We start from the raw sequence: 11,783 nt of genomic DNA, 5'->3' as shown, positions 1-11,783 counted from the left end.
CGATCAACTCGGCTCGTCCGGGCCTGATCATCGGCAAGAAGGGCGCTGACATCGACAAGCTCCGCAAGAAGCTGTCGGACATGACGAATTCCGAAACGCACCTCAACATCGTTGAAGTACGCAAGCCGGAAATCGACGCGACGCTGGTTGCCCAGTCGATCGCTCAGCAGCTCGAGCGCCGTGTTGCTTTCCGTCGCGCCATGAAGCGCGCCGTTCAGTCCGCGATGCGTCTTGGCGCCGAAGGCATCAAGATCACCTGCGCTGGCCGTCTCGGCGGTGCAGAAATCGCTCGTACGGAATGGTACCGCGAAGGTCGCGTGCCGCTGCATACGCTGCGCGCCGACATCGATTACGGTACGGCTGAAGCAGAAACCGCTTTCGGCATCTGCGGCATCAAGGTTTGGATCTACAAGGGCGAAATCCTTGAGCACGATCCGATGGCCTCCGAACGCCGTGCGCTCGAGGGCGACGCCCAGGGTCCGGCTAGCCGCGATCGCGATAGAGACCGCCGCCGCGACAACGCTTGATAGCGTACGTGGCAGATAAGTTCGGAGAATAAGAAAATGTTGCAGCCAAAGCGTACGAAGTACCGTAAGCAATTCAAGGGTCGCATCAAGGGCATCGCCAAGGGTGGCTCTGACCTTGCGTTCGGTGAATTCGGTCTGAAGGCGCAGGAACCTAACCGCGTCAACGCTCGCGAAATCGAAGCGGCTCGCCGCGCGATCACGCGCTATATGAAGCGTGCCGGCCGTGTTTGGATCCGCGTGTTCCCGGATGTTCCGGTAACCAAAAAGCCTACCGAAGTCCGCATGGGTAAGGGTAAGGGCTCCGTCGAATACTGGGCATGCAAGGTCAAGCCCGGCCGTATGATGTTCGAGATTGATGGTGTGAGCGAAGAAATCGCTCGTGAGGCTCTGCGCCTCGGCTCCGCCAAGCTCTCGGTCAAGACGCGCTTCGTGCAGCGCATTGCAGAGTAAGGAAGAAGCTCATGAAAGCCGCAGATGTTCGCGCCCTGAGCGCCGACCAACTCAAGGACGAGCTTGCCAAGCTGAAGAAGGAGCAGTTCAACCTGCGCTTTCAGAAGGCGACTGGCCAGCTTGAAAAGTCCTCGCGCGTCAACGAAGTCCGCAAGGACATCGCCCGCATAAAAACCATTGCCCGCCAGAAGGCGGCAGAGGCAAAGGCCTAAAGGAAAAATAACATGCCGAAGCGCATTCTGCAGGGCGTCGTGGTCAGCGACAAGAACGAGAAGACAGTAGTGGTTCGCGTTGAGCGTCGTTTCGCTCACCCGCTGCTCCAGAAGACTGTTCGTCGTTCCAAGAAGTACAAGGCTCACGACGAGAACAATCAGTTCAAGGTCGGCGACGTCGTTTCCATCGAGGAATGCGCGCCGATCTCCAAGGACAAGACCTGGACGGTTGTTTCCGCCCAGTCCAAGTAACAGAATTTCGCTCAGGCCCTTGCGCTTGGGCGAAATATCTGTATGAAGCACGAGCTTGGAAGCAGGACGCTCGCGTACGGGCGTTCTTTTGCTTTATTGATGACTGGCAATGGCGGCCGCAAGCGGGTGCCGGATGCCGCGCTATCAGACAAGACACTAGTCCATAAGCCGGGGTAGGGGGTCGGTTGACCCAACCATTCCGGTAACAACAAGAAGGCGACCTGACATGATTCAGATGCAAACAAACCTCGACGTGGCGGATAATTCCGGCGCACGTCGTGTCATGTGCATCAAGGTGCTGGGCGGCTCGAAGCGCAAGTATGCCTCGATCGGCGACGTCATCGTCGTTTCGATCAAGGAAGCTATTCCGCGCGGCCGTGTGAAGAAGGGTGATGTGATGAAGGCGGTTGTTGTACGTACCGCCAAGGACATCCGTCGTCCGGATGGTAGCGTCATCCGCTTCGATACCAACGCAGCAGTCCTCATCGACAACAAGAAAGAGCCGATCGGCACCCGTATCTTCGGACCGGTTCCGCGCGAACTTCGCGCCAAGAACCACATGAAGATCATCTCGCTGGCTCCAGAAGTACTGTAAGGAGCGGAGCGATGCAGAAGATCCGTAAGGGCGACAAGGTCGTCGTATTGACCGGTAAGGACAAGGGCCGCACCGGAGAAGTTGTTCAAGTGCTGCCGAAGGAAGACCGTGCGGTCGTTCGTGGCGTCAACGTCGTAAAGCGCCACCAGCGCCAGACGCAGACCCAGGAAGCCGGCATCATCAGCAAGGAAGCCCCGCTTCACCTGTCCAACATTGCGGTCGTCGACAAGGACGGCAAGCCGACCCGCGTCGGTTTCAAGGTTGTAGATGGAAAGAAGGTCCGTGTGGCCAAGACCTCTGGAGAAGTGATCGATGGCTGAGGCAAAGTACGAGCCGCGGCTCAAGAAGGAATACGTCGCCCGCATCCGCGCGGCTATGCAGGAGCAGTTCTCCTACGCCAACGAGATGCAGATCCCGAAGCTGGACAAGATCGTGATCAACATGGGCGTCGGCGAAGCAACGGCTGATTCGAAGAAGCCGACTGTTGCTGCTGCCGATCTCGCAGCGATTGCCGGTCAGAAGCCGGTCATCACGCGCGCTCGCAACTCCATCGCTGGCTTTAAGGTCCGCGAACACATGCCGATCGGCGCAAAGGTCACCCTGCGCGGCGCCCGCATGTACGAGTTCCTGGATCGCCTGGTCAACATCGCGCTTCCGCGCGTTCGAGACTTCCGCGGCCTGAACCCGAAGAGCTTTGACGGTCGTGGCAATTTCGCCATGGGCATCAAGGAACACATTGTGTTCCCTGAGATCAACTACGACAAGGTTGATCAGATGTGGGGCATGGACATCATCGTTTGCACGACGGCGACGACCGACGACGAAGCACGGGCTCTTCTGAAAGAGTTCAACTTCCCGTTCCGTCAATAACCGTAACGACGAGCGTAGAAAAGGAACCCTGATATGGCGAAGACAAGCGCAGTTGAAAAGAACAAGCGCCGCCGCAATACGGTTGCCAATCAGTCCGCGAAGCGGGCTGCTCTCAAGGCAATCATCATGAACCAGTCTCTTTCGATCGAAGACCGGTTCAAGGCCACTCTGAAGCTGGCATCGCTCCCGCGCGATGGATCGAAGACCCGTATTCGCAACCGTTGCGAAGTGTCCGGCCGTCCGCGCGCCTACTACCGCAAACTGCGTATGTCGCGTATCGCGCTGCGTGAACTCGGCAATCTCGGCAAGGTGCCGGGCATCGTCAAGTCCAGCTGGTAAGGAGCAGATTAGATGACCATGACTGATCCTTTGGGCGATATGCTCACCCGCATCCGCAATGGCGCTTCGCGCCGCAAGTCGTCGGTTTCGACGCCTGCGTCGAAGCTCCGTGCACGTGTTCTCGATGTTCTCCAGGCTGAAGGCTACATCCGTGGCTACTCCGTCGTCGATTTCGGCAACGGCAAGTCTGAGCTCAGCATCGAGCTGAAGTACTACGAAGGCTCGTCGGTGATCCGTGAGATCGGCCGCGTGTCCAAGCCGGGCCGCCGAGTTTATGTCTCGGTTAAGTCCATTCCGCAGGTCGCGAACGGTCTCGGCATCACTATCCTTTCGACTCCGAAGGGTGTGATGGCTGATCACCAGGCTCGTGAACAGAATGTTGGTGGCGAGGTTCTCTGCTCGGTCTTCTAAGATCGAACAGGGATCTCCTTCGAAACAGACAGGTTTGAAAAATGTCTCGTATCGGTAAGAAGCCCGTTCAGGTGCCTGCAGGGATCACGGCCACGGTTGATGGCCAAAAAGTGACTGCTAAGGGCCCTAAGGGCGAGCTGTTTTTCGTCGCTAACGACGAAATCGGTCTCAAGCTGGAAAACAATGCAATCGTCGTAACGCCGCTTAACGAATCCAAGGGCGCTCGCGCAAAGTGGGGCATGTCCCGCACGATGATCGAGAACATCCTGAAGGGTGTTAAGGACGGCTACGAGCGCAAGCTCGAAATCAACGGCGTCGGTTACCGCGCGTCCATGCAGGGCAAGAACCTGCAGCTGGCGCTCGGCTTCAGCCACGACGTGGTTTATGAGCCGCCGCAGGGCATTACGATCGCTGTGCCGAAGCCGACGGAAATCGTCGTCACCGGCATCAACAAGCAGCAGGTCGGCCAGGTTGCAGCTGAAATCCGCGAATACCGCGGTCCCGAGCCTTACAAGGGCAAGGGTGTTAAGTATGCCGAAGAGCGGATCATCCGCAAAGAAGGCAAGAAGAAGTAAGGATCACGCGAAATGGCTAGCAGGAAAGAAGCACTTGCGCGTCGCGCCAACCGCGTGCGCCGTCAAATCAAGTCGGTGGCCAACGGCCGTCCGCGCCTGTCGGTTCATCGCTCGTCGAAGAACATCTACGCCCAGGTCATTGATGACGTGGCTGGCAAGACCCTCGCGGCTGCCTCTACGCTCGACAAGGATCTGCGCGGTTCTCTGAAGACCGGTGCCGATACCGCCGCCGCAGCTCTGGTTGGCAAGCTCGTTGCTGAGCGTGCCTCCAAGGCAGGCGTGAAGGAAGTCGTGTTCGATCGCGGCGCCTTCATCTATCACGGCCGCATCAAGGCTCTCGCCGAAGCGGCTCGCGAAGGCGGCCTGACCTTCTGATCAAGTTTCCGGCCGGTAGCCAATAGGCGCCGGCCGGATTTCACCGGACCGCAAATCTCCTTCCGGAGGTTGATGCGGTCCTCGTTTTGTTTGCCGATTGCACCCGGAAAAGAAAAAGGAAGAGGACAATGGCACAGGAAAAGCGGGCTCCGCGGGATGACCGTCAGAGCCGTGAAGAGCGCGATAGCGAATTCGTCGACAAGCTGGTCGCGATTAACCGCGTCGCCAAGGTTGTAAAGGGTGGCCGCCGTTTCGGTTTCGCCGCTCTCGTTGTTGTTGGCGACCAGAAGGGTCGCGTTGGCTTCGGTCACGGCAAGGCACGCGAAGTGCCGGAAGCGATCCGCAAGGCAACCGAAAGCGCTAAGCGCGACATGATCTTCGTACCGCTGCGTGACGGCCGTACGCTGCATCACGACGTCCATGGCCGCCACGGCGCCGGCAAGGTTCTGCTGCGCTCTGCCAAGGTCGGTACCGGTATCATCGCCGGCGGCCCGATGCGCGCCGTTTTCGAAACGCTCGGCGTTCATGACGTTGTTGCCAAGTCGACCGGTTCGTCGAACCCATACAACATGGTTCGCGCCACGTTCGACGCCCTGAAGCACCAGGTTCACCCGAAGGACATCGCAGCTCAGCGCGGCATCAAGTATGCCACTCTGCAGGCTCGTCGCGCTGCTTCGGGCAACGCCTCCGAAGAATAAGGGAGTTTGACCTATGGCCAAGACGACCAAGAAGGCTGAAGCTAAGGCGACCGTTACGGTCGAGCAGGTTGGCAGCCCGATCCGCCGTCCGGATGTTCAGCAGAAGACGCTGATCGGTCTCGGACTGAACAAGATGCACCGTCGCCGCACGCTGGAAGATACCCCGGCTGTTCGTGGCATGATCCGTGCTGTCCAGCATCTCGTTCGCATCGTTGACGAGAAGTGAGCCGGAGGTAAATCGCTATGAAACTGAATGAGATCAAGGATAACGAAGGTTCGACCCACAGCCGCAAGCGCCTCGGCCGCGGCATCGGCTCCGGCTCCGGTAAGACCGGTGGCCGTGGTGTGAAGGGTCAGAAGTCCCGTTCGGGTGTTGCCATCAACGGCTTCGAAGGTGGTCAGATGCCCATCTATCGTCGTCTGCCGAAGCGCGGCTTCACCAATATCTTCGCTGCTGACTATGTTGTCGTATCGCTGGAGCGCATCCAGGCTGCCGTCGATGCCGGCAAGCTCGATGCGAAGAACACGATCGATGCTGCTGCCCTCAAGGCTGCCGGCGTGATTCGCCGCGTCAAGGACGGCGTTCGGGTTCTCTCGGACGGCGAACTGAAGGCAAAGGTAACACTTGAAGTTGCAGGCGCTTCCAAGTCGGCTGTTGAAAAGATCGAGAAGGCCGGCGGCTCCATCAAGCTGCTCGCTTCTGTCGCAGAATAATATGATCAATAATCGCCCGAGGTGCTTCACTTCGGGCGATTTTGCTCCCATATGTGAGCCTCACGAACCTGAACGATGCGGCAGTGTCTTTCCGGTTGATAACGGGAACCAAGGGTGAGGCGTCCGATTGCATCGCAATCCGTCCGAAGCCCGGCTTTTAAACAATTTATTTACTGATTCCGGACCCGGCCGATTATGCCGGAATTGGTAATGCGGAGATTTGCATGGCTTCTGCAGCGGAACAATTGGCGTCCAATCTCAATTTTTCGACCTTTGCCAAGGCCGAGGATCTCAAGAAGCGCCTGTGGTTTACGCTCGGCGCTCTCCTCGTTTACCGGCTCGGTACACACATTCCGCTCCCAGGTCTGAATCCTGCCGCTTATGCCCAGGCGTTCCACAACCAGTCGGGCGGCATTCTCGGCCTCTTCAACATGTTCTCGGGCGGCGCCGTGCAGCGCATGGCTATTTTCGCGCTCGGCATCATGCCTTATATTTCGGCCTCGATCATCGTTCAGTTGATGACATCGGTCGTCCCATCGCTCGAAAACCTGAAGAAGGAAGGCGAGCAGGGCCGCAAGATCATCAACCAGTACACGCGTTACGGCACCGTTTTGCTCGGCGCATTGCAGGCCTATGGCATTGCAATCGGCCTCGAGCATGGTAATGGCGTTGTGGTCGATCCAGGCTGGTTCTTCCGTATTTCCACCGTCATAACGCTGCTCGGCGGCACAATGTTCCTGATGTGGCTCGGCGAGCAGGTGACGTCGCGCGGTATTGGCAACGGTATTTCACTGATCATCTTCGCAGGTATCGCCGCAGGCCTCCCGACCGCTCTTGCCGGAACACTCGAACTCGGCCGTACCGGCGCTCTGTCGACGGGTCTCATTCTCGCCGTTCTGGTCGTTGCCGTTCTGGTCATCGCGCTGATCGTTTTCGTCGAACGCGCCCAGCGCCGTCTGTTGATCCAGTATCCGAAGCGTCAGGTCGGAACGCGCATGTTCCAGGGCGATACCTCGCACCTGCCGCTGAAGCTCAACACCTCGGGTGTCATCCCGGCGATCTTTGCATCCTCGCTGCTCCTGCTGCCGGCAACGGTCGCCGGTCTCGGCAACAACACCGCGCTGCCGACCTGGGTCACGTCGATCGTGGCTGCGCTTGGGCACGGGCAGCCTGTCTACATGGTGCTTTACGCAGCCCTGATCGCCTTCTTTGCCTTCTTCTACACCGCTCTCGTCTTCAATCCGAAAGACACTGCGGACAATCTGAAGAAGCACGGCGGCTTCATTCCGGGCATTCGCCCAGGCGAGCGCACTGCCGAATATATCGATTATGTGCTGACCCGTATCACGGTCATCGGCGCGATCTATCTTGTCTTCGTCTGCATCCTGCCCGAAATTCTTGTGTCCCAGACCGGTATTCCCTTGTCTCTGGGTGGCACTTCGCTTCTGATCGTGGTTAGCGTAACGCTGGATACGGTGGCGCAGATTCAGGGTCACCTGATCGCACAGCAATATGAAGGCCTGATCAAGAAATCGAAGTTGCGTGGAGGAAAGAGGGGGCGATGAGACTCATACTTTTAGGGCCACCGGGTGCAGGTAAGGGGACCCAGGCCCAGCGTATCGTGGAGAAGCACGGCATTCCTCAGCTCTCCACGGGTGATATGCTGCGTGCGGCCGTTCAGGCCGGTACGGAAGTCGGCAAGCGCGCCAAGGCCGTTATGGATGCTGGCAAGCTCGTCTCCGACGAGATCGTCAATGCCATCGTCTCTGAGCGCATCGATCAGCCGGATTGCGCCAAGGGTTTCATCCTCGATGGTTTCCCGCGCACGCTCGTGCAGGCGGACGCCACGGGACAGATGCTGAAAGCCAAGGGTCTCGACCTCTCGGTCGTGATCGAGCTGAAAGTGGATGACGCTGAATTGATTCGCCGCGTCTCCGGTCGTTATTCCTGCTCGAACTGCGGCAGTGTCTATCACGACACGGACAAGGTTCCTGCGACGGCGGGTGTCTGCGACAAGTGTGGTTCGACGCATTTCAAGCGCCGGCCCGATGACAATGCCGAAACAATGGCGACGCGCCTCCAGGTCTACTACAAGGAGACCTCGCCACTGATCGGGTACTACTACGCCAAGGGCAAGTTGCAGAGCATCGACGGCATGGCCGATATCGAGCATGTGACCGATAGCATCGAAGCTATCCTGGCCAAGCTTTAAGTAGCTTAAAATAAACTAGCCGGGGGCGGTTGCTTTTTTGCACTGATTCCGCTAAACACCGCGCCAACTCGCGACATGCTATGCGATCGGCGCGGATTTCCAACGGGGAAGTCCGGCACGGTCGTTTTGACATGTTACGGACTTACATCGAACAAGCAGCTCCCGGGCTGCATAACAAGACCCTTTGCCAAGGCAAAAGGAATGCAAGGAGAACAGGCGTGGCTCGTATCGCTGGCGTCAACATCCCGACTGCAAAGCGCGTAGTTATTGCGCTTCGTTACATTCATGGGATCGGACCGAAGTTTGCACAGGAAATCTGCGAGAAGGTCGGTATTCCGGCTGAGCGTCGCGTCAACCAGTTGACGGACGCTGAAGTTCTGCAGATCCGCGAAACCATCGACCGTGACTATCAGGTCGAAGGTGATCTGCGTCGCGATACCGCGATGAACATCAAGCGTCTGATGGACCTGGGCAGCTACCGCGGCCTGCGTCATCGTCGCGGCCTGCCGGTTCGCGGCCAGCGCACCCACACCAATGCTCGTACCCGCAAGGGTCCGGCAAAGGCGATTGCTGGTAAGAAGAAGTAATTTCCGGGAAACCGGAATGGGGAGGCTGGCGGTCCGCCGGCCTCTTTTGAGTTTGGAGTGGGGCTCAATGGGTGTCACTCCGGTGTAGCCGCTGGGATTACGGCGGTGCAGAGATCCAAGAAAGGACTAACATGGCCAAGGAAGCCGTACGCGTTCGTCGTCGCGAGCGTAAAAACATCACGTCGGGCGTCGCACACGTCAACTCGACCTTCAACAACACGATGATCACCATCACCGACGCACAGGGCAACGCTATTGCCTGGTCGTCTGCTGGTGCCAAGGGCTTCAAGGGTTCGCGCAAGTCGACCCCGTTCGCTGCCCAGATCGCCGCTGAAGACTGCGCCAAGAAGGCTCAGGAACACGGCATGAAGTCGTTGGAAGTCGAAGTTTGCGGTCCGGGCTCCGGTCGTGAATCCGCTCTGCGCGCCCTCCAGGCTGCTGGTTTCATGATCACGTCGATCCGCGACGTGACCCCGATCCCGCACAATGGTTGCCGCCCGCGCAAGAAGCGTCGCGTCTGATCATCGCCACTCACGACACCGGCCGGGGTAGATGCGCCCGGCTTGGTGTTACTCAAGCTCGGTTGTCACGATTGGATGGTGGCAACGAACGGAAGGCAAAAATATGATTCAGAAAAACTGGCAGGAACTGATCAAGCCCAACAAGGTCGAGTTCACCTCGAGCGGCCGTACCAAGGCAACGCTCGTGGCCGAACCGCTGGAGCGTGGCTTCGGTCTTACCCTCGGCAACGCGCTGCGTCGCGTTCTGCTGTCTTCTCTGCGCGGCGCCGCTGTAACGGCCGTGCAGATCGACGGCGTGCTGCATGAGTTCTCCTCTATCCCGGGCGTCCGGGAAGACGTGACGGACATCGTGCTGAACATCAAGGAAATCGCCATCAAGATGGACGGCGATGACAGCAAGCGCATGGTCGTGCGCAAGCAGGGCCCAGGCGTTGTAACGGCTGGTGACATCCAGACGGTCGGCGATATCGAAATCCTCAACCCCGAGCATGTCATCTGCACGCTCGACGAGGGTGCCGAAATCCGCATGGAGTTCACCGTCAACAACGGCAAGGGCTATGTTCCGGCCGAGCGTAATCGTGCGGAAGATGCTCCGATCGGTCTCATCCCGGTCGACAGCCTTTATTCGCCGGTCAAGAAGGTGTCCTACCAGGTTGAAAATACCCGTGAAGGCCAGGTTCTCGACTACGACAAGCTGAGCATGTCGATCGAAACCGATGGTTCGATCAGCGGTGAAGATGCAGTCGCTTTCGCGGCCCGCATCCTCCAGGATCAGCTTGGCGTGTTCGTCAACTTCGACGAGCCGCAGAAGGAAACCGAAGAGGAAGCAGTTACCGAACTCGCTTTCAACCCGGCGCTCCTCAAGAAGGTGGACGAGCTCGAACTGTCCGTTCGTTCGGCAAACTGCCTGAAGAACGACAACATCGTCTACATCGGCGACCTCATTCAGAAGACCGAAGCAGAAATGCTCCGCACGCCGAATTTTGGTCGCAAGTCGCTGAACGAAATCAAGGAAGTTCTCGCTTCCATGGGCCTGCACCTCGGCATGGAAGTGCCGGCATGGCCGCCCGAGAACATCGAAGATCTCGCCAAGCGCTACGAAGACCAATACTAACGTTTCAAACGGCAGGCGAGTAATGCCTGCAAGTGAAGGAGAATAGCAATGCGCCACGGTAAAGCCGGCCGCAAGCTGAATAGAACCGCTAGCCACCGTAAGGCGATGTTCGCCAACATGGCTGCTTCGCTCATCACCCATGAGCAGATCGTCACCACTCTCCCGAAGGCGAAGGAAATTCGCCCGATCGTCGAGAAGCTGGTTACTCTCGGCAAGCGCGGCGACCTGCACGCTCGTCGTCAGGCCATTTCGCAGATCCGCGATGCGGCCGTCGTTTCGAAGCTGTTCGATGCGATTGCAACGCGCTACGCCACCCGTAACGGCGGCTACCTGCGTATCATGAAGGCCGGCTTCCGCCAGGGCGACAATGCCGCTCTCGCAGTCGTCGAGTTCGTTGATCGCGACACCTCTGCCAAGGGCGCAGCCGACAAGGCTCGCGTTGCTGCCGAGGAAGAAGCTGCAGCCGCTTAAGGCCAGCTTCGGGTAAGATATTGAAGGCCGGATGAGCGATCATCCGGCCTTTTTCGTTTTGCCGTTTGCGGTTTATTCGGACCACATCGCCTATAGGTCTACGCTTATCAACCGTGGGGTGATCATTGAACAGCCAAGCGAAATTTAGGCACGGTAGAGGCCAGATCCTTGGGGCGCTATTGCTGACGATAGCCTGTGGTCTTGCGCTTCGACGATTTGGATATGAGGTTGGTCTCCCCTTCGGCATCGTGAAATACGGCGGTTCGATCCTATGGGGCGCGATGGTCTACTGGCTTTTCGCCATGACGTTTCTCCATGTCAGGGGTCTCAAGATCGCCATCGCCGCACTGAGCCTAGCCGTGGCCGTCGAGTTCTTCAGGCTGTGGCATACACCGGCGCTGGACACATTCCGATTGACCGCTGCAGGTGCGCTGCTGTTGGGAAGGGTGTTCTCGTTGTGGAATATTCTGGCCTATGCTGCCGGTATCGCGGCGGCACTCGCAATTGATCGCGCCCTGTCACGGAACGGACGCGCTACTTGATCGTCCGTCAGGGTAACGGAGCGAGTGAAATTGCAGAGCAGTATTGAAGTCACAGCGCTGCCAACGCTCATTGGTTTACGACGAGTGTGAAGAGCGAGGCCGGCTGAGTATAGAACTCAGCGCCCGTCGCAGCAGATGGCAGGTGCGTTGTATAGGGAAAATTGGGGTGAAGGGGGCAAGGAATGGAAGGCCAGGAGGAAACGGCAGTAGACCTGCGGACAGCACTGCGTAGCGGCAAATTAGGTGAGATTCAGCGTCAATCAGGATGAGACTCGCGCCGGGGTGTGACGGAGTGAGGGCGTAGCCCGATCGTAGTCA

21 protein-coding genes are annotated in these 11,783 nt (G+C 58.2%); all 21 read left to right on the top strand.

What is annotated here, in order from left to right:
- Nucleotides 1–527, top strand: a 527-nt coding sequence (gene rpsC / locus ACIQJ2_RS37975; protein ID WP_400746772.1) for a 30S ribosomal protein S3, incomplete at its 5' end; no start/stop codon positions are given.
- A gap of 36 nt (nucleotides 528–563) precedes the next feature.
- Nucleotides 564–977, top strand: coding sequence for a 50S ribosomal protein L16 (gene rplP / locus ACIQJ2_RS37970; RefSeq protein WP_092844931.1), 414 nt, complete (start codon nucleotides 564–566; stop codon nucleotides 975–977).
- Nucleotides 978–988: 11 nt separating this feature from the next.
- Nucleotides 989–1,189, top strand: coding sequence for a 50S ribosomal protein L29 (gene rpmC, locus ACIQJ2_RS37965; protein ID WP_199096035.1), 201 nt, complete (start codon nucleotides 989–991; stop codon nucleotides 1,187–1,189).
- Between the two features lie 12 nt (nucleotides 1,190–1,201).
- Nucleotides 1,202–1,441: a 30S ribosomal protein S17 gene (rpsQ, locus tag ACIQJ2_RS37960; protein ID WP_199096034.1), complete on the top strand. Its 240-nt coding sequence runs from the start codon at nucleotides 1,202–1,204 to the stop codon at nucleotides 1,439–1,441.
- A 226-nt stretch (nucleotides 1,442–1,667) separates the two neighbouring features.
- Nucleotides 1,668–2,036, top strand: a complete 369-nt coding sequence (rplN, locus tag ACIQJ2_RS37955) for a 50S ribosomal protein L14 (protein WP_003573790.1) — start codon at nucleotides 1,668–1,670, stop codon at nucleotides 2,034–2,036.
- Between the two features lie 11 nt (nucleotides 2,037–2,047).
- Nucleotides 2,048–2,356, top strand: coding sequence for a 50S ribosomal protein L24 (rplX, locus tag ACIQJ2_RS37950; protein ID WP_199148030.1), 309 nt, complete (start codon nucleotides 2,048–2,050; stop codon nucleotides 2,354–2,356).
- Nucleotides 2,349–2,906: a 50S ribosomal protein L5 gene (gene rplE / locus ACIQJ2_RS37945; protein ID WP_400678173.1), complete on the top strand. Its 558-nt coding sequence runs from the start codon at nucleotides 2,349–2,351 to the stop codon at nucleotides 2,904–2,906. Before rplX ends, rplE begins: the two co-directional genes overlap by 8 nt.
- A gap of 33 nt (nucleotides 2,907–2,939) precedes the next feature.
- Nucleotides 2,940–3,245 (top strand): 30S ribosomal protein S14, encoded by a 306-nt coding sequence (gene rpsN / locus ACIQJ2_RS37940; RefSeq protein WP_163986055.1) that lies wholly within the window; start codon nucleotides 2,940–2,942, stop codon nucleotides 3,243–3,245.
- 12 nt (nucleotides 3,246–3,257) lie between these two features.
- Nucleotides 3,258–3,656, top strand: coding sequence for a 30S ribosomal protein S8 (gene rpsH, locus ACIQJ2_RS37935; protein ID WP_034480422.1), 399 nt, complete (start codon nucleotides 3,258–3,260; stop codon nucleotides 3,654–3,656).
- A 41-nt stretch (nucleotides 3,657–3,697) separates the two neighbouring features.
- Nucleotides 3,698–4,231, top strand: coding sequence for a 50S ribosomal protein L6 (gene rplF / locus ACIQJ2_RS37930; RefSeq protein WP_199148031.1), 534 nt, complete (start codon nucleotides 3,698–3,700; stop codon nucleotides 4,229–4,231).
- A 12-nt stretch (nucleotides 4,232–4,243) separates the two neighbouring features.
- Entirely contained in the window at nucleotides 4,244–4,606 is a 363-nt protein-coding gene (rplR, locus tag ACIQJ2_RS37925; protein ID WP_004118412.1) for a 50S ribosomal protein L18, read from the top strand.
- Between the two features lie 128 nt (nucleotides 4,607–4,734).
- Nucleotides 4,735–5,304, top strand: a complete 570-nt coding sequence (gene rpsE / locus ACIQJ2_RS37920; protein ID WP_149638066.1) for a 30S ribosomal protein S5 — start codon at nucleotides 4,735–4,737, stop codon at nucleotides 5,302–5,304.
- 13 nt (nucleotides 5,305–5,317) lie between these two features.
- Entirely contained in the window at nucleotides 5,318–5,530 is a 213-nt protein-coding gene (rpmD, locus tag ACIQJ2_RS37915) for a 50S ribosomal protein L30 (RefSeq protein WP_004118415.1), read from the top strand.
- A gap of 17 nt (nucleotides 5,531–5,547) precedes the next feature.
- Nucleotides 5,548–6,018, top strand: a complete 471-nt coding sequence (gene rplO, locus ACIQJ2_RS37910; protein WP_199096030.1) for a 50S ribosomal protein L15 — start codon at nucleotides 5,548–5,550, stop codon at nucleotides 6,016–6,018.
- A 224-nt stretch (nucleotides 6,019–6,242) separates the two neighbouring features.
- Nucleotides 6,243–7,583 carry a preprotein translocase subunit SecY gene (gene secY, locus ACIQJ2_RS37905; RefSeq protein WP_199148032.1) on the top strand — a complete coding sequence of 447 codons (1,341 nt, stop codon included), beginning with the start codon at nucleotides 6,243–6,245 and terminating at the stop codon, nucleotides 7,581–7,583.
- Entirely contained in the window at nucleotides 7,580–8,230 is a 651-nt protein-coding gene (locus ACIQJ2_RS37900) for an adenylate kinase (RefSeq protein WP_199148033.1), read from the top strand. Before secY ends, ACIQJ2_RS37900 begins: the two co-directional genes overlap by 4 nt.
- A gap of 218 nt (nucleotides 8,231–8,448) precedes the next feature.
- Nucleotides 8,449–8,817: a 30S ribosomal protein S13 gene (gene rpsM, locus ACIQJ2_RS37895; protein WP_015339612.1), complete on the top strand. Its 369-nt coding sequence runs from the start codon at nucleotides 8,449–8,451 to the stop codon at nucleotides 8,815–8,817.
- A 131-nt stretch (nucleotides 8,818–8,948) separates the two neighbouring features.
- Nucleotides 8,949–9,338, top strand: a complete 390-nt coding sequence (gene rpsK / locus ACIQJ2_RS37890) for a 30S ribosomal protein S11 (protein WP_004118426.1) — start codon at nucleotides 8,949–8,951, stop codon at nucleotides 9,336–9,338.
- Nucleotides 9,339–9,441: 103 nt separating this feature from the next.
- The gene (locus ACIQJ2_RS37885; RefSeq protein WP_400746769.1) at nucleotides 9,442–10,452 is read left to right on the top strand and encodes a DNA-directed RNA polymerase subunit alpha; all 1,011 of its coding nucleotides are present in this window, start codon (nucleotides 9,442–9,444) and stop codon (nucleotides 10,450–10,452) included.
- A gap of 48 nt (nucleotides 10,453–10,500) precedes the next feature.
- Nucleotides 10,501–10,923, top strand: a complete 423-nt coding sequence (rplQ, locus tag ACIQJ2_RS37880) for a 50S ribosomal protein L17 (RefSeq protein WP_068386087.1) — start codon at nucleotides 10,501–10,503, stop codon at nucleotides 10,921–10,923.
- 179 nt (nucleotides 10,924–11,102) lie between these two features.
- Complete coding sequence (locus ACIQJ2_RS37875) at nucleotides 11,103–11,465, top strand: DUF2809 domain-containing protein (protein WP_400678237.1); 363 nt, start codon at nucleotides 11,103–11,105, stop codon at nucleotides 11,463–11,465.
- Nucleotides 11,466–11,783: the final 318 nt, after the last annotated feature.

Source organism: Rhizobium sp. NPDC092011, from assembly GCF_044756305.1.
Taxonomy (GTDB): Bacteria; Pseudomonadota; Alphaproteobacteria; order Rhizobiales; family Rhizobiaceae; genus Rhizobium.
Note: the sequence above shows the minus strand (reverse complement) of the source record. Positions and strands in the feature narration are given on the sequence as shown.